Raw genomic sequence first — 20,250 nt, 5'->3', positions numbered from 1 at the left:
AAGACTCCTTGTCCAAAACTTCGCGAAGGCGTCTGGATAAGGGGGCTTTCGATTTTTGAAAGGCACGGCACGGTCGCCGCGGGGAGTTTTCCAGCCGTGGAGGTTTTTGTGGCCGGCGCCAGTAATACGATCAGAAATAACGGCGCGCGCCGAGATATTTTTTGGTGAAGCCGGGCCGGGTCAACTCCGCGACCTTGATTTCGTCATTGCGTTTGGGGGCATGAACGAACTTGCCCCTGCCAACGTAGATGCCAACATGGCTGACCTGGTTGTTATGACCGAAAAATACCAGGTCGCCTTCAATCAGTTCTTCCTGGGGTACCTTCCGTCCCACCTTGAACTGTTCCGCGGAGGTGCGCGGGATGTTGATGCCGCAAAGGTAATAGACCGATTTGACAAAGGCGCTGCAGTCGAGTCCTTCAACCACGGTATTGCCACCCCATTTGTAAGGGATGCCGACGAATCTTTCCGCCGTCCTGGCGGCGATTTCGCCCATTTCATTGTCCGGTTTGGGTTTTTGCACCACCGGTTTCGTGGAGGTGGGAGGATTCACCGGCGACGCCGTCGCACCGGCAGGCGCTGTCGTCACATCCGTATCGGTGGGGCCGGCGGTCTCCAGGGCCAGGGGGTGGATGTCTTTTTTCAGGGGCGAGGCTATGTAATAGGAGTCGATAAGTCGGGCCTCGGCCAGTTGTCTGGCCGCTTTTTTTGCGTCCTTGCGGGTCGGGTAATTGCCGAACCGGACGGCGAAGACATTGTTTTCCTTTTTAAAATAATAGGCTTCGATGCCCTGATCCTGGAGCCTGGATGCCAGCCGTTCTGCATTGTCAACCCTGGCAAAGGCTCCGACCTGCACCGAGTAGCCGAGCTTGCTTATTTCGGCATCCGGTTTCGCAACACACGGAGTGGCGAAAAGGATGCAGGCCATTGTGCCAATAATCCATTTTTTCAAGATGCGAAAAGCCATAAATATCCCTTGTGCAGACGGCATGGGCCGAAGTTGATATATCGTCATCGGGTCAGGTCGGGTTCACAGCGTATCTTTTTCGCAACACCGCGGGCGGAGGTTTTGCGACGCCATCAATAATGCATAATGGCAGATAAACGCAACGCCTATTTTAACCATGCACAGAAGGAAATCCATAACCTTTTTTGAGATAAAATTTTCCGCAAGGATTCGTGCCGGTTCGAGATGCTGCCCTTTTTTAGGGAACACCGCAATTAATGGTTGCTCTGCGGCGCGCCTGGTGCGACCATCGTCATTTTGTATACGATATTTAGAACCGAAGGAGAAATGACGTATGTGCCTGTCCCATTCAGCCCGGGTTACTTTACATCACATCGAAGCGCGGCGCAGCATCCGATCTTTTACCGATCGGCCGGTATCCCAAGAAGACCTGCTGACGGTTTTGCGAGCCGCCAACCAGGCGCCATCGGCCCATAATCAGCAGTCCTGGAGATTTTCCGTTCTCCGTGGAAAACGCAAGCAGGAACTGGCCACTCTGGTCAATGCCCGTGCCGGGGAATTTCCCAGGGCGGCGGCGGTGCTGTTGCGCATGGCGGCACGCAGCATCAATTCCGCTCCGGTGGTGGTCGTGGTCGCCAATACCGGCGCCCTGATCGATCATGGTACCAAGCTGTTTCAGATCGATAAGCCGTTGGCTCAGGACTTTTTCAAAACCATGGAAATTCAGAGTTCGGCGGCGGCCATTCAGAACCTGCTGGTGGCGGCGACCTCTCTCGGCCTGGCCACCGTGTGGTTGGGGATACTGTTTCTCATCAAGGATGATGTGTTACGTCTTATGGGAGAGAGAGAAGGGGAATTTATGGCGGTCATTCCTGTCGGTTACGAGGCAAAGCCCGGCATAGCGCCGAAGAAAATCGACTTTGAAATGATGGTGAGCTGGCTGGATTGAAACAATGCCTTAAGCAGGCGTTCAGCCAGCAAGGATTTCTGTTTTGCCCGGTTTGCGGCCAGAGTGGCACTGCCGATATTGTTCAGCAACAGGATAGACTCGTCACCGCCAAGCCGTGCAAGCATGTCGCCGGGGTGCAACTGCTGGCGCATCCGCGCGGTAAGCATCACCAGCAATTCATCGCCCTTGGCATGTCCGGTGGTGTCGTTGATCTGTTTGAAATCGTCCAGGTCCAGCATCATGACGGCGATGATTTGTGAAAGCAGGTCGGGATCGCGCCTGAAATCCTCGTCACGAAACCCTGTGATGCGTTCGCAGGAAGGGGAGGAATAGAGTAACGCACCGTTTGGGTCCAGCCATAATTCCCAGTCATGCGTGAACTTGACCATGGCTCGAAAGAGCTTTTCCTTTTCCCGCAGCGCCCGGGACGTGCGCCTATGACGCAGGTATATGATGCAAGCAACCGGCCCCAGCAGCAGCAACAAACCGGCTGGAGCCAGGGCGCAGGCCTGCCATGGAAAGACCGCAGAGCCCGGCACGGCTGGCTGGACGAGGTTTTTCTCAGGACGTTTTGCCAATCCGGTTTGCCAGCTGGAAGCAACGGTCGGTGCCGACAGGCAGAGCAGTGCGGAAAATGAAAGAATGACAGTTTTCACAAAGGGATATTTCAGAAAAGACCGCATGGGATAAACCTCGGAAAGGTGCCGGTTGCTGAATTTACTCATGCCGTATGAATGCCGGTACAGAAACAGCACCTCCAGCCATTGCCGTAACAGGGCCTCGGGTGCTGCGGGTGAATTTTATGGAAAAAAGGGAGTCGTTATCGGCCATTTTCTTCGGTAACCCGGCTATCCCTTTCGGGATCCGTGGCTTTGCGTCACCGGGTTGCCCCGGTTTTGCCATTATCGGAAAATTTGGTGGAGGTGCAAAAACTCGGTCTTACGGTGTTGCGGCGTAGTTTCAGAACCTTGTCTTGCCGGTTAAAGAGCATCAGATCATGCAGCTCGCAAGTTCTTCCAGCCATCCAACGGGTTTCTGGGGGTTTCTGGAGATGTATAAAAACTTTCCGGCTTCATCATAACGTGATGAACCGGAATGTCCATAAAAATTATTGAAGCGCTGCGCATGGACCGGTGTGTGTTTTCCGGTCGGATACTCAGGGGGGAAGGGGCTGGTTTGTGCCATGGTCCTGGGGCCCCTGGCAGTCGCTGGGGTCTGGAGGTGCCGCGAAACAGGTGCGGTCACGGCCGGACTCCTTGGCCTGGTAGAGCGCCAGATCGGCACGCGACAGCAGGGCCTGAAGGTTTGTTTCCCGGGCATGCATGGCCGCGATGCCCAGGCTGATGGTCATGCGCAACGGACCATGATCCGTGGCGAGGGGTGCGTCTTTGATACCCTGGCGCAGGCGCTCGGCCACGGTCCAGGCTTCGGTCGGTACGGTGGCCAGGCACAGGATGGCAAATTCCTCGCCACCGATCCGCGCCAGAATATCCTGCCGGCGCAATTGAACACGCAGGGTTGCCACCAGATGTTGCAACGCAAGATCCCCTGTCATGTGACCGTAACGGTCATTGATCCTTTTGAAGTGATCGACGTCAAGCGTGATGATGCATAGTGCGGTGTCCTCGCGTCTGGCGGCCTGAACCTCGGCGGCCAGACGGGCCATGAAATAGCGGCGATTGAAGGTGCCGGTCAGATCGTCCCGTTCGGAAAGTCGCTGCAGTCGATCCGCCATCGTTTTTTGTTCGCTGACATTGATGGCCAGCCAGACCGCCGAAGGTTTTTTTCCTGGCCTGGGCATTACAGGATAGATCCGGCCATGAAACCACTGGGGACCGGGGGGGCCGTCGTTTTCGGTGACCCCGACTTCCATGGAGGCGAGCTGGTAATCGCAGGTCTGTAGCGTTCCCGTATCGATGGCTCGACGAACCACCGAAAGAAACAGCCGCCATTTTTCCTCCGGCAGCACATCCTGCATCAGGCATCCCACCAGGTTCAGCCCCCCATCGTAATGGTTGCGAAACCGTCCACCGAATACGGCGGTGTAACGACCATCGTAATCAATGACAAAAACGGGAGCAGGAAGTGAATCCGCTACGGCCTGCAACTGGTCGAGTAATTCGGCGCACGTGTTCTCATGAGTCATGATGTCGCCATTGTATCCGATGTTGCCGTTTGCCGCCAGCAGTTAGTTTTCATCCGGAAACGGCCCTTTTCCGCCGTGGCGGCGTCAATCCGCAGGCTTGCATGCGTCTCTGATTCCGGCTCAATCGCAAATCCGGTCAGTCCTTGACCGCATCCGAACCGGTGTCAATGTCTGGGCATGCCGCCCGTACAGGGGGCGCAACCGAATGCATGTGTAGTGTAAACCCTCGGTAATTCGTGGATTTGAGGAATAAGTTATATATGTCTTGAACAATCGGACCGATTTTGTTAAAAATTGCCTTTACATTATATTCACAAAAGGAGGGCTCTTCTATGGGTCTTATGACGGGCAAGCGTGGCATTATTTTCGGTGTGGCGAACGACCTCAGTATCGCCTGGGGTATCGCCAGGCAGCTTCATGCCGCTGGTGCCACCCTGGCTTTCACCTACCTCAACGAAGCCCTGGAAAAACGTGTTCGTCCCCTGGCGGAAAGCGTCGATGCGGAGCTCATCCTGCCCTGCGACTTGTCCAGGGACGAGGATATTGAAGCGGTTTACGAGGAAGTCGACAAAAAATGGGGCAAGATCGATTTTGTCGTGCATGCGGTCGCTTTCGCCAATCGTGAAGATCTCAAGAACTCCTTCAGTCAGACCAGCCGCGACGGTTTCAAGCTTGCCATGGATATCAGTGCCTATACCCTGGTTGCTGTGACCCGTGGTGCCATTCCCCTGATGAACGAGGGGGGCAGCGTCATCACGCTTACCTACCTTGGCGCTCAGCGGGCGGTGCCCAACTACAATGTCATGGGGGTCGCCAAGGCTGCGCTGGAGGCATCGGTACGCTATCTGGCGGCCGAACTGGGGGAAAAGAATATTCGCGTGAATGCGATTTCCGCCGGTCCTATCAAGACCCTCGCGTCGTCCGCTGTCGGCCAGTTCAAGGAAAAACTGCGTATCATGGATGAAATCGCGCCACTGCACCGTACTGTTACCCAGGAAGAGGTTGGCAAATCCGCTCTTTACCTGCTGTCCGATCTGGCCAGTGGTGTGACGGGGGAAGTGCATTTTGTCGATGCAGGCTTCAATTTTGTTGTCGGTTGAAATTCCGATGGCCTTGCTTTGACTTTCTATAGACACAAAGGACCTCTCGTGGGTCCTTTTTTATTTTTCAGGGCGCTATGGTGGTTCACGGCAATCTCACAGGACTGAAACCGGGTCAGATCAAGGCTCTGGAGCGCATCTATCGTCGACGGATTCCCCCGGATCAGATTATTTCGACGGAGCTTGCCCGCTATCTGAGCGAGCAATCTCTCGAAATTCGGCGTCAGGTCGGGGTGATCATCGACCGTAGCGGTACCATCCGCTATGTAATTGTCGGCGACGACCGTGAAATCGTCATCCCGGATCTGTCCGGGTATGGCCGTGGCCGCAGCGGCCTTCGGGGGTTGCGCTGTATCCATACTCACATCGGGGGCGAGCCATTAAGCGAAGACGATTTGACCGACCTGGCGCTGTTGTGTCTCGATCTGATGGTTGTCATCGATGCGGGGACGCAGGCTGGGCCGGGAAAGGTCGAGTATGCGCATTTGCTGCCCCCGAATCCGGAAGGACGGCAGGTCGAGGTCGAGAAAACCGCTTCAATTCACGATCTGGATGTCAATCTGGGGATTTTTCTTCGATCTCTGGAACAGGAACTCGAATCCGGAATCGCTGAAACCGTGGATCTTTCCGATCCGCGGGAAAAAGGAATCCTGATTTCCGTCAGTCAGCAACCACGTTACGAGGTGGAGGATTCCCTGGATGAACTGGCCGAGCTGGCCCGTACCGCCCAGGTGGTGGTGCTGGATCGTTTTGTTCAGCGGCCTCGCCAGATCAATCCCAGGTATCTGATGGGTGAGGGCAAGGCCAAGGAAGTGGTCATCCGCGCTCTGCAGCAGGGGGCCACGCTGCTTGTTTTCGACCAGGATCTCAGCCCGGCCCAGGTGCGGGCCATTTCCGAATTGACCGACCTTAAAGTCATCGACCGTTCACAGTTGATTCTCGACATATTTGCCCGTCGGGCCCACACCCGCGATGGCAAGGTGCAGGTGGAGCTGGCGCAGCTCAAATACATTTTGCCACGCCTGGTCGGGCGCGGGGTCGCTTTTTCGCGGTTGATGGGCGGCATTGGCGGGCGCGGACCGGGGGAAACCAAGCTGGAAATCGATCGTCGGCGCATTCGCGATCGTATCACCCGCCTGGAAAATGAGCTGAAACATCTCTCCAGGGGGCGGTTGCAGCGCCGCCAGCGGCGGATCCGGTCCGGTGTGCCCATCATTTCGATCGTCGGATATACCAATGCCGGGAAATCGACTTTGCTCAATGCCCTGACCCAAAGCACGGTGCTGACCGAAGATCTTTTATTTGCCACGCTGGATACCTCCAGCCGCCGTTTGCGCTTTCCCATGGAGCGGGAGGTTATTATCACCGATACGGTCGGCTTTATCCGGCAATTGCCCAAAAGCCTGATTGGCGCGTTCCGTGCAACGCTGGAAGAGCTGGAAGATGCGGATCTTTTGCTGCATGTGGTGGATTGCGCCAATCCGCGCTTCGAGGAGCAGATCGCCGCGGTGGAAAAAATCCTCAACGATCTCGATCTGGGGCATATTCCCAGACAGCTGGTTTTCAACAAGATGGATCTGGTTGCCCGGCAGCAGGTCGATGCTCTCTGCCGCCGCTTTGATGCGATCGCCGTAAGTGCTCGCGATCGAAAGAGTTTCGAGCCGCTTTTGAATTTGCTGGAGGGAAGATTCTGGCCCCTGGAAAAAGAGGGGCGGACGGAAGCTGAGGAGATGTGATTGTCATGATAAAAAAATATTTCGGGTTTTTCCTGCTCGCCAGTCTGGTGACCGGCTGCCATGGTCCTGTTGGACCCTTCGGAAAAACCGCGCCGGTTCCCGTGAAAAAACTGCAATCGGTAAAAAAATCGGCTCTGGATGAAGGCCTCACCGACGAAGATGCTGGCGAGGAAGCCGAATTCTTCGGCGACGACGAGGGTGTCGAGGCAAGCATGGTGCCCGATGATGCCGAAACCCTCGAGGATCTGGCCCTGCTCTCCGATGCCGATATGCTGGCCCCGGAAGATGAGGGCGTGACGGCTGTTGAGCAGGACCCTGTCTACGACCTGCCGGTGGTCGAAAACGACAAGGTTCGCTACTTTATCGATTATTACGTCAATCGTGGCAGTCGGGCATTCCACCGCTGGCTCGAGCGTTCCGGGCGCTACTTGCCCATGATGCGCGGCATCCTTGCCGAGGAAGGCCTGCCTGAAGATCTGGCCTACCTGGCCATGATCGAATCGGGATTCAATGAAAAGGCGGTCAGTCGTGCCAATGCGGTTGGACCCTGGCAGTTCATGGCGGCTACCGGCAGATTGTATGGTTTGAAAAACGAATGGTGGTTTGACGAACGCCGCGATCCCGTCAAGGCCACCATTGCCGCGGCGCGTCATCTGCGGGATCTTCATGTGCGGTTCGAAGGAGACTGGAATCTCGCTATCGCCGCCTATAATGCCGGCTCCGGCAGGGTGGGGCAGGCGGTTCGCAATGCCGGAACCCGGGATTTCTGGAAAATATGCCGGGACGGCCATCTGCCGCTGGAAACCCGCAACTATTTACCCAAACTGTACGCCGTGCTGCACATAGCCAAAAATCCGTCCCGGTACGGATTTGATAATATCGCCTACCAGCCGCCTCTCGCCTATGACGAGGTGGTGCTGCCGGAGAGCACCGATCTGGATATCGTCGCCCGTTTATGCGATGTGGAGATCAGCGATGTTCAGAAGCTCAACCCGGAGCTGAAACGCTGGTGTACTCCGCCGGGAATCAAGGATTACAAGCTGCGGATTCCCGAGGGCAGGCGGGATTCCTTCCTCGCCGCTTTTGCCGCCATTCCGGCCAGCCGTCGTGCCAGTTATCGGCACTACCGTTTGCGTCCCGGCGATACTCTGAGTTCGCTGGCTTTGCGGTTTGGCATAAAAACGCAAGATCTCATGCGTTTGAACCGCATCAAAAATCCTCGTTCCCTTCGCGCCGGAGCCGAGATTACCCTGCCTTTGCGTTCTGATTTGAGTGGTTTGGTAAAAAGTTTTTCGGATGAAGACAAGGCGCAGGTGGTACCTGCGAGTTACAAGGTACGGCGCGGCGACACTTTGTGGGGTATCGCGCGTCGTTTCGACATGGCCCCGGACCGGTTGGCAGCCAGCAATGGTTTGCAGTCGGATGACGTATTGCGGCCCGGCAGGGTGCTGAAGATTGTCGGCGGGACTGCCAGGGCAGCCCGGTCCGAGAGGACTCACGAAGTTCGTCAGGGGGACAACCTTTGGGACATTGCCCGTCGACACGATGTGACGGTACAGCATTTATGCGCCATCAACAATTTGCACAAAAACAGTCTTCTGAAACCCGGCATGACGCTGAAATTATCCGGAAGCGCTGGCGGCCAACAGCAGCGAAAAATTGTCTATCGGGTGCGCTCCGGCGATAGCCTTTGGAGTATAAGCCGCCGGTTCGATCTCGCCGTGGGGCAGATCTGCAACTGGAACAATCTGGCCAAAAACCATGTTCTGCGGCCCGGCCAGAAACTGACATTGCATGTCGGCAACCATCATCGGGGATAAGATTTTGACATTTTCCGGGTCCGTTGCTACACTGCCTCGCGAATCGATTTCCCATGTGAAAGGACCCTTTTTTATATGATCAATCTGGCGATATCCCTGGCGGTTTACATCCTTGTTGCCGGTTTGTTGCAGGTGGCGACTGATCTGCAGCCCTGGCTCAACGCGCTTGTCGGGCTGTTGGCGTTCGGGTTGGTTTATTTCCTGCTGAGCCGCCGCGTGCTCAAAAAGCTGACGGCCGTTATGGAAACCGTTCAACGTGACATGATGGCCGGCCGCGCCGACAAAGCCATCAAAACCCTGGAGGCCACCCTGCCTTTGGGGAAATGGCAGTTTCTGGTAACTTCCCAGCTGTATTCCCAGATTGGCAGTCTTCATTATCTTAAACGGGATTTCGGCAAGGCCTTTGATTTTCTGCAGAAAGGCTTCGGTCGTCACTGGCCCTCGATGGGGATGCTGGCCATCTGTTACATGAAGCGGAACAAAACGGATAAAATGATTCAAACCTTTGAAAAAGCCGTCAGCCTCACCCGCAATGAACCACTGCTCTGGAATCTGTATGCCTACTGCCTGGAAAAAGTCGGAAAGCACAGCCAGGCTATCGAGGTTATGAAAAAGGGACTCAAAAAAACCGGCAACGATGAAAATCTCCAGGAAAATCTCGATGCGCTCGTCAACGGACGCAAAATGAAGATGCAGATTTATGGTGATGCATGGCTGCAGTTCCATCTGGAAAAAACCGGCGCCATTGTCAAGAAACAGACCAAGGCGGTGCAGGGGCGGCGCAAGATTGTGAGGCGATAGGCGTGGCACGCAAAAAGAAACCGGAACCCAGTGTTTCCGGTAAGGAATTTCAAATCAGCCCCTTCAAAAAACTGAAGGGGCTTGCTGTTTCCAAGTCACACCTGCCGCCGTCTCCCGCTGAGGGAAAAAACACTTTGCGGACAACGCCGGTTCCGGCTGAGACGGATGACGCGGCTTTGTTTGCGCAGGAAATGGAGATGCTGCGGGTGGAAAAACGGGATGCCGACGATGTGACGTCCATGCTCCCCGAACAGGAGAGTCCCGCGCCAATACCGGCGCAACCGGCCACGATACCTGCTACGGACAGGGAATTGTTTCTTGCCGCCCTGGGTAGTATGGACAGCGTGTTTCGCGATGAAATGCCGTCGCAGGCAGAGCCCTCTGCTGCGCCCCGACGCATGCGGCAACTGCGCCAGGGGAAGCTGTTGCCCGAGGCGCAACTCGATCTTCACGGCGCTACTCGCGATGAAGCCCGACAGAAGGTGCGTTTTTTTCTTGAAGACAGCGTTTTTCAGGGCCGGAAGACAGTTCTTGTGATCACCGGGAGGGGCAAAGGGTCTCCCGGGGGGCCGGTGCTGCGTGCCGATATGGAAAAATACCTCCGGTATGAAGCGAAGGCCTGGGTTGTCGAGTGGGGACGCGCTCCGGCCCGGTATGGTGGAGAAGGGGCCCTGGTGGTTTTTTTGCGGCAAACCCGCAAAGATGGCGGTGCCGGATAGCAAAAGGCCGCAGCAACGCTGCGGCCTTTTGCTATGGGGAACCTTTGAACTTTTATGATGGCTCGTCCTTATTGGTGTCAGGCGCTGCCGGTTCCGCCGGTTTTTTGACTGTCGGCTTGCGAGGGCGACGGGCCGGTTTTTTCTTGGGCGGTTCTTCGGCCGTGGCGGTGGCAACAGCGGGAGTCCCGTTGGCTGCAGTCGGGTTCGGTTCAGCTTCCTTCGGGATCATCGATTTTGCCGGGAGGGCAACACGCCTGGAACGCTTGGGCTTTGGTGTTGCCACGGTCGCAGCAGCGGGTTCCGGTGCCGCCTGGGTAGCCGAAGTCGCCAAAGTGTCAGGTGTTTCGGCACTGTTTTGCGGTACCGTGCCGCCTGATTCCGGTGCTGCCTCATGGCGGGTTTTTGTCGAAACGCGTCGGGGCCTTTTCGGTTTGGCTTCCGGTTTGGCTTCCGGTTTGGCTTCCGGTTTGGCTTCCGGTTTGGCTTCCGGTTTGGCTTCCGGTTTGGCTTCCGGTTTGGCTTCCGGTTTGGCTTCCGGCGTGGCTTCCGGCGTGGCTTCCGGCGTGGCTTCCGGCGTGGCTTCCGGCGTGGCTTCCGGCGTGGCTTCCGCCAGCTTCCTGGCGGCCGGTTTGCGACGGCGGGAGCGTGATCTTGCCGGTTTTTTCGTGATGGTTTGCTGGTTGTCCGCCGATTCCTCCCGCAATTCAGCAACCGCGGCTGACGATGCTTCGGTGGTGCTTGTGTCGGCAGTTTCAGCGGTGGCCATATCGGCAGCAACGATCGCGGACTGTGTCTCCGGACTCAAATTCACGGCATCTGTCGGTTTGTTGTCGGGGGTCTCTTCCAGACCCTGCTCCTTGCGTGAAGCTTCCGCTCCGGCAGGTTTGCGCCGGCGGCGCGGCCGGCGTTTGCGCTTGGCGGGTTTGTCCTCCGCATTCGGTTCCTCATCAGCGGGGGCGGCCTCAAATTCCTCCTGGTCCGGTGTGCTCTCGGCCCGGACCTGACTGGCTTCGATCCAGGCCGCGGACGGGATGGCGTCTTTTTCGCGTTTATGGAATTCAACCTCTCCCTGGCTATTCAGATAGTCCGGACACGCCTTGATGTGAACGCTGACATCGTTTTTCTGTTCGATGTGCAGCAGTTCCGACCGCTTGTAGTTAAGCAGATAGCCGGCGACATCCAGCGGCAGGGTCGCGTCGACCCGTCCGATATGTCCTTTGGCCAGTCCCGCGTGAATCCGGCGCAGAAATGCCAGCGCCCGAGCTTCCACAGTCTTGATTTTGCCGCTGCCGTTGCAATGGGGACAAACTTCAAAGGAAGCGGCTGCCAGCGCCGATTTGATGCGCTGCCGACTCATTTCAAGCAGGCCGAACTGACTGATCCGTCCGATGGTTACCCGGGCCTTATCCATTTTCATGGCATCCTTGAGGGTCTTTTCGACCTCCCGGATGTGTTTCCGGTCGCGCATGTCGATGAAGTCGATGACGACCAGGCCTCCGAGGTCCCTCAGGCGCAACTGGCGCGCAACTTCAACCGCGGCCTCAAGATTGGATTTGTAGGCCGTGGCCTCGACCCCCTGCTCGCTGGCCATTTTCCCCGAGTTGACATCGATGGCTACCAGCGCCTCGGTGGTGTCGATGACAATCGAACCGCCGGAGGGAAGCATGACTTTGTTTTTGGTAATGGTATCGATCTGTTCCTCGATCTGGTAACGCGCGAAAATAGGCCGGCGCTCCTGATGAAGCTTGACCAGTTCGGCATATTCGGGCATCACCTCCCGGAAGAAATCCCTGGCTTCCGCTGAGACGCGGGCGTCGTCCACCAGAACCTCGTCCATATCGTCGCTGAAATAATCGCGGATGGAGCGGATCACCAGGTTCGATTCCTTGTAGATGAGCGCCGGTGCTTTCGTCTCCCCGGAGAGGGTCTGGATCTTTTCGTAAAGCCGCAGCAGGTAGTCGACATCGCGCTTGAGATCAGCTTTTTTCTGACTGCTGCCAGCGGTGCGCACGATATAACCCATGTTGTCGGGGATTTCGAGGCTGTCCATTATTTCCCGGAGTTTTTTGCGGTCGGATTCCTTTTCGATTTTGCGGGATATGCCCTTGGTGTCGGATTCGGGCATCAGGACCATATAACGTCCGGGGAGGGACAGAAAAGTCGTAAGCGCGGCTCCCTTGGTGCCCCGCTCCTCCTTGACGATCTGTACCAGAATTTCCTGCCCGCGCCGCAGCAGGTCGTTGATGCGCGGTCGCTTGCCATCTTCGGTGCGACCTTCCGCACCGCGGAAGAAGGACGGATGAATTTCCCCAATCTGGAGAAATCCAAGGCGCTCGCTGCCGTAATCGACAAAGGCCGCCTGCAGCCCGGTTTCAACACGGGTGACGACGGCCTTGTAAATATTGCCTTTGGTCTGTTCCTTGCCGGAAATTTCGATGTCGAGTTCTGTCAGGACACCGTCTTCGACAATGGCCACCCTATGCTCTTCGGGATGGGTGGCGTTGATGAGCATTTTTTTTGTCATAGAAATCCTTCTGGTTGCCGCATTCGGCAACCACTGCAATTGGTTGATGGCCGAAACTCGTTTCGGCATGTCGGTTCTTCCGTTCCGGACAGGCTACACCTCGCCTGCAGGGAGGCGGTATTCGCGCTGAGACTGGGACCGGAAGGACCGATGATACTCTTATATGGCCAGGGAATGGACCCTTGAGCTTGGATAACTGGTTTTCATCCGGAAACGGTCCTTTTCCGCTGTGGCGGCGTCAATCCGCAGGCTTGCTTGTGCGGCGTACCGATGTACGCCTCCGCGCAACCCCTTGATTTCCTTGCCACAACGAAAAATTGCTCGATTCCCATATGAAAACTACGCTGTATCCATCCGGAGTTTCCGGATGGATACTAACTAATTGTAAAACCTCGAAAATAAGTTTGGCTGAAACAGGTTCTTCAGGCCACGTGGAGATAAGCCGGAATTTTACTGAGACATTCAGTTCACAAGACGTTGGTTTCGAGGTTTAACCTTGGTGCCTATTGTGCTATAAAAAGAGCCATGCTGCAACTGCGAAATATTATCAAGGATTTTGGCGACAGGCGCTTGTTTGCCGGTATTGACTGGCATATCAGGCCCGCCGACCGCATCGGGCTCTGCGGTGAAAACGGCACCGGAAAGACCACCTTGCTGCGTATGCTGGCCGCGCAGGTTTCCGCCGACGACGGCGAGGTGCAGTGCGCCCGGGATACCACCATCGGTTATCTGCCGCAGGATGGCCTGGTGCATGCCGGCCGCAGTCTTTTTGATGAGGTGCGCTCCGCCCTGGCGGAACTGATTGCCCTGGAGGAAGAGCTGCGGTCGCTGGAAGCACGCATTGACGCCGGCACATCCGAAGCGCTGCTGGACCGGTATGCCATGGCGCAGGAAGCCTTCCGGCATCGCGGCGGATATGCTATCGAGGCGGAAATCGGCCGGGTGCTCGGTGGTCTCGGTTTTGCGGAAAAAGACTGGCAAAAACCCTGCGAAGCGTTTTCCGGCGGTTGGCAGATGCGCATTGCGACGGCCAAGCTGCTGTTGCAGCGCCCCAATCTGCTGCTGCTTGACGAGCCGACCAATCACCTCGACCTGCCGGCACGGGACTGGCTTGAAACTTATCTGGCCGAGTATCCCTTTGCCGTGGTTCTGGTATCCCATGACCGGTTTTTTCTTGATCGGGTGGTCAACCGCATTGTGGAATTATGGAATGGCGCCTTGACGGAGTATTCCGGCAATTACAGTTCTTACGTGGTCGAGCGAGAGCAGCGCATCGGTGCCTTGCGTGCCGCCCGCCAGCGCCAGGATGAGGAAATCGCCCGCATTCAGTCTTTTATCAACCGGTTCCGCTATCAGGCCAACAAGGCGTCCCAGGTGCAGAGCCGCGTCAAACAGCTTGAAAAGATAGTGCGTATCGAAGTGCCTCCCGAGCGCAAGCGCATCACCTTCAGGTTTCCCGCGCCTCCCAAAGGAGGCCGCTCGGTTATGGAGCTGGAAGGCATCGAACATGGTTACGGCGACCTCCGCGTGTTGCGGCAGGTCGATCTGAGCATCGAACGCGGTGAGCGCATCGCGCTGGTCGGGGCCAACGGCGCCGGCAAGTCGACCCTTATGCGCCTGCTTGCGGGGGTGGAAACACCCCGCAGCGGAATTCGACGCGAGGGGCATCAATTGCACCTGGCCTACTTCGCTCAGGACCAGGCAAAGGTCCTGACCCCTGGCCGAACCGTGCTGGAGGAATTGACAGCCGCCGCGCCTTTTGACATGGTGCCCCGGGTGAGGGATATTCTCGGGGCGTTTCTGTTCTCCGGTGACGATGTGCATAAACCGGTGTCGGTTCTGTCGGGCGGTGAGCGCAATCGGTTGGCTCTGGCCATTTTGCTGCTGCGTCCGGCCAATCTGCTGTTGCTGGACGAACCGACCAATCATCTCGATCTTCAATCCAAGGATGTGCTGTTACAATCCCTGAAGGCTTATGAGGGTACGCTGGTATTTGTCTCCCATGACCGCTATTTCGTCGACGCCCTGGCGACCCGGATCATAGAGGTCGGCGGCGAGCGGGCCGTTTCGTACCTCGGTAATTACGAGGACTTTCTGCGGTGCAGGGCTGCGGTCGGGGATGACAGCCATTGCGCTGAAAGGGTTGAACAGCGGCGGGCGGCTGTTGCCGCCGGAAATGAAAAACCGCTTGAGCCGGCGGCGGGGTCTTACGAAGAACGTAAAGCCGTGCGGCGCGAGGAGCGTCGGCGGCAGAAGTTGCTGGCTGAAATTGAGGCTGTTATCGAATCATCGGAAGAGAACCTGGCCCGGATGGAGTCGGCTCTGGTCGATCCCGGCTTGTACGACGACCCGAAAAGGGCCAGGCAGGTAGCCGAGGAATACCAGATGCTGCAGGGAGATATTGCCGAGCTTTACCGGCGCTGGGAAGCACTGCAGTTGGAAGAGACAGCCTAAGCCGTCTGCGGGCGGCGAGGGAGTTGATGTTGGATCATGTTTTTTGGAGGGGGTATGATTGTCTTGCCGCGGGGAAAGCCGGTTAAGGAAGATGTCGCTACCGCCGGGATGAACTGGCGGGAAGTTCTGCAGAAATTGCATGATGGCCGGTTTACCGGCTATCTGAATTTTGTCTGTGATGCCAACCGCGGCCTGCTGCTGTTTTATCACGGTCAGCTTGCGGCGATAAGATATGGCCGCGGCGCAGAGTTTGTCGGCGGCGAAAATGCCATGCAGCATATCCTGTCGGCGTCACGGACAAGCGGGGCGTATCTCGATATCTACCGGCTTGAAGCCGATCTGGCGCTCGCAATCTGCAACCTGGTCGAGGGTCAGCCCTTCTGCAGGGAACAACACCTTGCCCTGCTTGATCTTCCACATCTGCTCGCTTTGCTGAAACAGGAAGGTTTCAGCGGCGGGCTGCATGTTTATGACGACCGGAAGGCGACGGTCATACTGATGGAAAATGGTTCGTATCTCGGTTTTTTCCACGATGGACAGGCCGGGATTGTGACATCTGCCGACCCTTCCGCGTCCGTGGCCCGTAACGCCGGGGCCCGCCTCGATGTTATCGGTTCTGCGAAAATCCCCGCATCAAACGTGCCGGATTATCTGGAACAGGCCGATCTGTTTGCTCTGTGGGAAAAGGAAACGGTGACTGCCGTCGAGGGCCTTTGATGAAACATTCCGGAAAGGAGACTGCCATGCAGGAGAAATTCGGCCGGATCGAGTTGCTGTTGGGGGATATTACCCGGGTCGAGGTTGATGCTGTCGTCAATGCGGCCAATCGCAGTCTTCTCGGTGGCGGCGGCGTCGATGGCGCCATCCATCGCGCCGCCGGACCGTCGCTGCTTGAAGAGTGCCGTGCGCTTGGCGGTTGCGAAACCGGCGATGCCCGTATCACCGCGGGTTACCGTCTCCCCGCGCGGCATGTCATTCATACTGTCGGTCCCGTCTATCATGGTCGTCCCGATGATCCGGTACTGCTGGCTTCCTGCTATCGCCGCAGCCTGGAACTCGCCCGCCAGCACGGACTGGCCAGCATCGCTTTTCCCGCCATCAGCTGCGGCATCTACGGTTACCCCATTGAGGAGGGCAGCCGCATCGCCATCGACACGGTTCGCGATTTTCTCGATACCAACCCTTTGCCTGAAAGGGTCTTGTTTGTGCTTTTTTCCAACGAATTTTTCCGGGTTTATCGGGAATATCTGCAGCGGGTAACGGCCTGAAGTCTGTTGCCGGCCTTGTCTTTTCATCGGGCCGGGGTGTCAGCGATCTGCTGGTTACCCTGTCCTGATCCAGCTCGTTCCATTGCAGATGGCGCAGAGCCATTTATTGCCTTGCCGCCGCCAGGGCGGATGCGGCGTTCTTTCACTTTTCGAGCACATATCGCATGGCTGCTCATATCATCGCGGGGAGTGTCGCCATCATGTAAAAACGCCCCTGTGTCCCGGTAAAGCTGCTATAATAGGCTGTCTTGCGAAATAACTGACAGAACGGTTTGCCATTGGAGCAGCAATGAACGACGAATTCGACGAATTTTTCTATGAGTCCGGCGACGAGCAGGATCCTTTGGAAATGGCGCAGATCGCCTTCCAGCGGAATGAACTGGCCGAGGCGGTTGAATATGCGGAAGCCTGGCTGGAGGAGCATCCTCTGGATGTGGAGGCGCTGCATGTCTGTGCCCTGGCCTGCGCTGGCCTGGGGGATGATGCCAAGGCCCTGGCGCTGTACCGCAAGGCCCTGAGTCTGGCCCCCGGCCACGGTCTGCTGCATCATAACATCGGAGCCTTGCTTGAAAAGCGAAAGCACTACGACCAGTCGTTGCATCATTTGCGGCAGGCCATGGCTTTGCAGCCGGATTTCCCCGAGACCTACATCAATCTTGGCAATGTGCTTGACGCCATGGGGCAGGGGGAAGAGGCGCTTCGCATGTATCGCGAGGCATTGCGGCGCCTGCCGGATACGGCCGATGTCTATTTCAATCTGGGCTGTACGCTCAATCGTCTCGGGCGCTTCCAGGAGGCTCTGGCCAGCTTCCGAACGGTACTGACAAGCGAACCGGGCAGTGCTGCCGCACTGAACGGGCAGGGACTGGCCCTTGCCGGCCTGGGGCGCGGGGACGAAGCTGTAGCCGCATTGTCGGCCGCTGTTGAAGTCGCCCCGGAAGCTCCACTTTACCGGTATAACCGGGCATTGGCGCTGCGCTCGCGAAACCGTTTACAGGACGCGCTTGACGATCTGGATGAAGTGTTGCGGATCGATCCCTGTTTTCTCGAGGCGTTTTTGCAGAAGGCTGAGATATTCCAGATACTTGAGCGTTGGCAGGAAAGCCGGCGGATGCTGGCGGCCGCCGAGGAGTGTTATCCCGCGCACCCGGATATTTTGTGCTGCCGGGGTCTTCTTCTTAAAAATCAGGGTAGCGTCGATGACGCTCTGGCGGCGTTGAATCAAAGCCTTGAGAAAGCGCCGGATCATCGCAAGGCCCTGTCGCTCAAAGGCCTGCTCCTGATGGAAATGGGGTCCCTGGAGGAAGCGGTGTCCTGTTTCAACAGGGTTCTCGAACAGGGCGACAATCCCGATATTGCCTACCGTCGTGCCTGTATCTATGCCCGGCAGGGCCAGATACGCAAAGCCGCGCAATCCCTTGGGCAGGCTGCCGCCCGCGATCCGGGAAAGCTGTTGGCGGCCAAGACCGATGAAGCTTTCGATGCGGTACGCGAAACGCCTTCATTCCGACGTCTGTTTAAAAAGTTCCATCTTTTGTGAGGGTGCGGAGGTTTTTTCATGTCACAGGACAGCACGGGTCTGACGAGGACCAGTTTTGGGGTGCGGGGCATGCACTGCACTACCTGCGCCCGTACCCTGGAAAAGGCGTTGTCCCGGCTTGATGGCGTTCAGTCCGTGCGGGTCAATTTTGCCGCGGAAAAAGCGTCGGTGCACTATCTTGCCGATCGGCTGGAAAAAAGACAGATATTCGACGCCGTGCGTGCCGCGGGTTTTCGCCCTCTCGCCGCCCGAAGCGCCGCCGACGAGGCGCGTCAGGAGAAGTCCGACCGTTTCTGGCTGCTGCTGGCAGCGGCCCTGACCCTGCCCATCATGCCGCTCATGTGGTGGCACCCTTTCGGGTCGCGGACCCTTTATGTCATCGTGCTTCTGGCGACGGCGGTGCAGTTCAGTGCCGGACTTACGTTTTACCGCGGCGCCTGGCAGGCCATCCGCAATCGTTCTGCAAATATGGATGTGCTGGTGGCCCTCGGCATCACAGCTGCCTGGGGATATTCGATGCTGGCCGGATTTCATCTGTTCGGAATGACCGGCGAAGTGTTTTTCGAGACCGGCGCCATGCTTGTCACCTTTATCCGTTTCGGAAAATGGCTGGAAGCCCGGGCGCGGGGCCGTGCCGGTCAAGCTTTGCAGAAACTGCTGCAACTGCAGGCCGACCGTGCCCTGCTGCTGACCGATTCGGGCGAGCGGCAGGTGCCCGCCAGCCAGCTGCAACCCGGGGACCTGGTGGTGGTGCTTCCGGGTGAAAGCGTTCCGGTTGACGGGGTGGTCGAAACCGGTCATTCGGCAGTCGACGAGTCGATGGTAACCGGCGAATCCCTGCCGGTTGAAAAACAACCGGGCAGTCCCGTGACCGGGGCAACCATAAATCGTGGCGGCAGGCTGGTGGTGCGTGTCCAGCGGGTTGGCGAGGAGACGGTGCTTGCCCAGATCGTGCGTCTGGTGGAAGACGCCCAGGCCGACCGTGCCCCGATTCAGCGGCTGGCGGATGCCGTGGCCAATGTCTTTGTGCCGGTTATTGTGGCCGTGGCGGGGTTGACTCTGGTGCTGTGGTATTTCTGGGCCCATGCGGATTTTGTTTTTGCGTTTCGCATGGCCATCGCTGTGCTGGTTATCGCCTGCCCCTGTTCGCTTGGCCTCGCGACGCCGACCGCCATCATGGTGGGCAGTGCCGAGGGGCTTTCTCTCGGCATTCTGTTCAAAAGACCTTCGGTGCTGGAGAATATCGCGCGCCTCCAGGTGTTGCTGCTGGACAAAACCGGCACCCTCACGACCGGGGATTTCAGCGTTGTGGATCAGGTGCCGCTGGTGCCGGACAATGAGGAATGGCTGCGGGTCGCCGCTGCCGCGGGAGCTTCCAGCAGTCATCCCCTGGCGCGGGCCGTTTACCGTTTTGCAAAGGGCATGTCGTACGACATGCCGGCCCTGGAAGGCGTGGAGGAAATCGGCGGACACGGCCTTGCCGGGCGGTTTGGTGAACAAAAAGTTCTGTTCGGCAATGCGCGCCTGATGGCGCGCGAAAACGTCGATATCGCTGCTGTGGCCGGACGGGCTGATCAGCTCGCCTCAGCGGGGAAGTCACTGCTGTACGTCGCCGTGGACGGGCGGTTGCGCGGTCTTCTGGCCCTGGCCGACACCCTCAAGGATTCGGCTGCCACTGCCATCACCCGATTGCGCGGTCTGGGCTTGACCACCGTGATTATCAGCGGAGACCGGCGGGAGGTTGCCGAGGCGGTGGCTTCCAGTCTTGGCGTGGACGGCGTCGAAGCTGAAGTTCTGCCCGACCAGAAGCAGGCCGTGGTGCGGCGTTACCAGGCCGATGGCCACAAAGTGGGCATGGTCGGGGACGGAATCAACGATGCTCCGGCGCTTGCGGCCGCCGATGTTGGCATTGCCATCGGCAGCGGCACGGACGTGGCCAAGGAAACCGGTGACGTGATTCTGGTAAGAGGAGATGTCCTCGATGTGGCGCGAGGCATTCTTCTGGGACGCAAGACCCTGTCGAAAATCCGGCAGAATCTGTTCTGGGCTTTTTTTTACAATCTCATCGGCATCCCTGTCGCGGCCGGGCTTTTTTATCCGTCCTTCGGCCTGTTTCTGAAGCCCGAGTACGCGGGGCTGGCGATGGCCTTGTCCAGTGTGTCGGTGGTAACCAACAGTTTGTTGCTGCGTGGGTGCGGTGAGCGTCTACGCCGTCACTCTGGTTGA

15 protein-coding genes and 1 riboswitch are annotated in these 20,250 nt (G+C 57.5%); of the genes, 11 read left to right on the top strand and 4 right to left on the bottom strand.

Translation table 11 applies throughout. From position 1 onward, the window contains the following. Nucleotides 1-130: 130 nt before the first annotated feature. Complete coding sequence (locus tag A6070_RS09065) at nucleotides 131-967, bottom strand: NlpC/P60 family protein (RefSeq protein WP_072285459.1); 837 nt, start codon at nucleotides 965-967, stop codon at nucleotides 131-133. Nucleotides 968-1,301: 334 nt separating this feature from the next. Here A6070_RS09065 and A6070_RS09060 point away from each other — a divergent pair, with 334 nt between their 5' ends. Beyond that, nucleotides 1,302-1,916, top strand: a complete 615-nt coding sequence (locus A6070_RS09060) for a nitroreductase family protein (protein WP_072285458.1) — start codon at nucleotides 1,302-1,304, stop codon at nucleotides 1,914-1,916. Here A6070_RS09060 and A6070_RS09055 read toward each other — a convergent pair. Both A6070_RS09055 and A6070_RS09050 read right to left on the bottom strand, forming a co-directional pair. Then, a complete protein-coding gene (locus A6070_RS09055; RefSeq protein WP_083558837.1) occupies nucleotides 1,847-2,641 on the bottom strand; it encodes a sensor domain-containing diguanylate cyclase in 795 nt (264 codons plus the stop codon). The two genes, A6070_RS09060 and A6070_RS09055, sit on opposite strands and share 70 nt — an antisense overlap. A 110-nt stretch (nucleotides 2,642-2,751) precedes the next feature. Next, nucleotides 2,752-2,827, bottom strand: a riboswitch (cyclic di-GMP riboswitch). Between the two features lie 245 nt (nucleotides 2,828-3,072). After that, the gene (locus A6070_RS09050) at nucleotides 3,073-4,062 is read right to left on the bottom strand and encodes a sensor domain-containing diguanylate cyclase (protein ID WP_072285456.1); all 990 of its coding nucleotides are present in this window, start codon (nucleotides 4,060-4,062) and stop codon (nucleotides 3,073-3,075) included. A gap of 332 nt (nucleotides 4,063-4,394) precedes the next feature. Between A6070_RS09050 and A6070_RS09045 the strand changes: the two genes are divergently transcribed. The 5 genes from A6070_RS09045 (at nucleotide 4,395) to A6070_RS09025 (ending at nucleotide 10,238) form a co-directional block, all read left to right on the top strand. Further along, on the top strand, nucleotides 4,395-5,162 hold the full coding sequence (locus tag A6070_RS09045; RefSeq protein ID WP_072285455.1) for an enoyl-ACP reductase FabI: 768 nt from the start codon (nucleotides 4,395-4,397) through the stop codon (nucleotides 5,160-5,162). A 77-nt stretch (nucleotides 5,163-5,239) separates the two neighbouring features. After that, nucleotides 5,240-6,898: a GTPase HflX gene (gene hflX, locus A6070_RS09040; RefSeq protein ID WP_072285454.1), complete on the top strand. Its 1,659-nt coding sequence runs from the start codon at nucleotides 5,240-5,242 to the stop codon at nucleotides 6,896-6,898. 5 nt (nucleotides 6,899-6,903) lie between these two features. Beyond that, complete coding sequence (locus A6070_RS09035; RefSeq protein ID WP_072285453.1) at nucleotides 6,904-8,718, top strand: LysM peptidoglycan-binding domain-containing protein; 1,815 nt, start codon at nucleotides 6,904-6,906, stop codon at nucleotides 8,716-8,718. 75 nt (nucleotides 8,719-8,793) lie between these two features. Continuing rightward, on the top strand, nucleotides 8,794-9,519 hold the full coding sequence (locus tag A6070_RS09030; protein ID WP_072285452.1) for a tetratricopeptide repeat protein: 726 nt from the start codon (nucleotides 8,794-8,796) through the stop codon (nucleotides 9,517-9,519). Between the two features lie 2 nt (nucleotides 9,520-9,521). Further along, a complete protein-coding gene (locus tag A6070_RS09025; RefSeq protein WP_072285451.1) occupies nucleotides 9,522-10,238 on the top strand; it encodes a Smr/MutS family protein in 717 nt (238 codons plus the stop codon). 52 nt (nucleotides 10,239-10,290) lie between these two features. Here A6070_RS09025 and A6070_RS09020 read toward each other — a convergent pair whose 3' ends face one another. Further along, on the bottom strand, nucleotides 10,291-12,762 hold the full coding sequence (locus A6070_RS09020) for an Rne/Rng family ribonuclease (protein ID WP_072285450.1): 2,472 nt from the start codon (nucleotides 12,760-12,762) through the stop codon (nucleotides 10,291-10,293). A gap of 525 nt (nucleotides 12,763-13,287) precedes the next feature. On the opposite strand from A6070_RS09020, the gene A6070_RS09015 reads away from it, so the two are divergent. From A6070_RS09015 to A6070_RS08995, 5 genes are all read left to right on the top strand, one after another. After that, nucleotides 13,288-15,216 (top strand): ABC-F family ATP-binding cassette domain-containing protein, encoded by a 1,929-nt coding sequence (locus A6070_RS09015; RefSeq protein WP_072502067.1) that lies wholly within the window; start codon nucleotides 13,288-13,290, stop codon nucleotides 15,214-15,216. A 54-nt stretch (nucleotides 15,217-15,270) separates the two neighbouring features. Beyond that, complete coding sequence (locus A6070_RS09010; RefSeq protein WP_145926321.1) at nucleotides 15,271-15,933, top strand: DUF4388 domain-containing protein; 663 nt, start codon at nucleotides 15,271-15,273, stop codon at nucleotides 15,931-15,933. Nucleotides 15,934-15,959: 26 nt separating this feature from the next. After that, the gene (locus A6070_RS09005) at nucleotides 15,960-16,484 is read left to right on the top strand and encodes an O-acetyl-ADP-ribose deacetylase (RefSeq protein WP_072287945.1); all 525 of its coding nucleotides are present in this window, start codon (nucleotides 15,960-15,962) and stop codon (nucleotides 16,482-16,484) included. 289 nt (nucleotides 16,485-16,773) lie between these two features. Then, complete coding sequence (locus tag A6070_RS09000; RefSeq protein ID WP_072285447.1) at nucleotides 16,774-18,024, top strand: tetratricopeptide repeat protein; 1,251 nt, start codon at nucleotides 16,774-16,776, stop codon at nucleotides 18,022-18,024. An 18-nt stretch (nucleotides 18,025-18,042) separates the two neighbouring features. Beyond that, a complete protein-coding gene (locus A6070_RS08995) occupies nucleotides 18,043-20,250 on the top strand; it encodes a heavy metal translocating P-type ATPase (RefSeq protein ID WP_072285446.1) in 2,208 nt (735 codons plus the stop codon).

The sequence above is a fragment of the Syntrophotalea acetylenica genome (assembly GCF_001888165.1).
Classification (GTDB): Bacteria; Desulfobacterota; Desulfuromonadia; order Desulfuromonadales; family Syntrophotaleaceae; genus Syntrophotalea; species Syntrophotalea acetylenica.
Note: the sequence above shows the minus strand (reverse complement) of the source record. Positions and strands in the feature narration are given on the sequence as shown.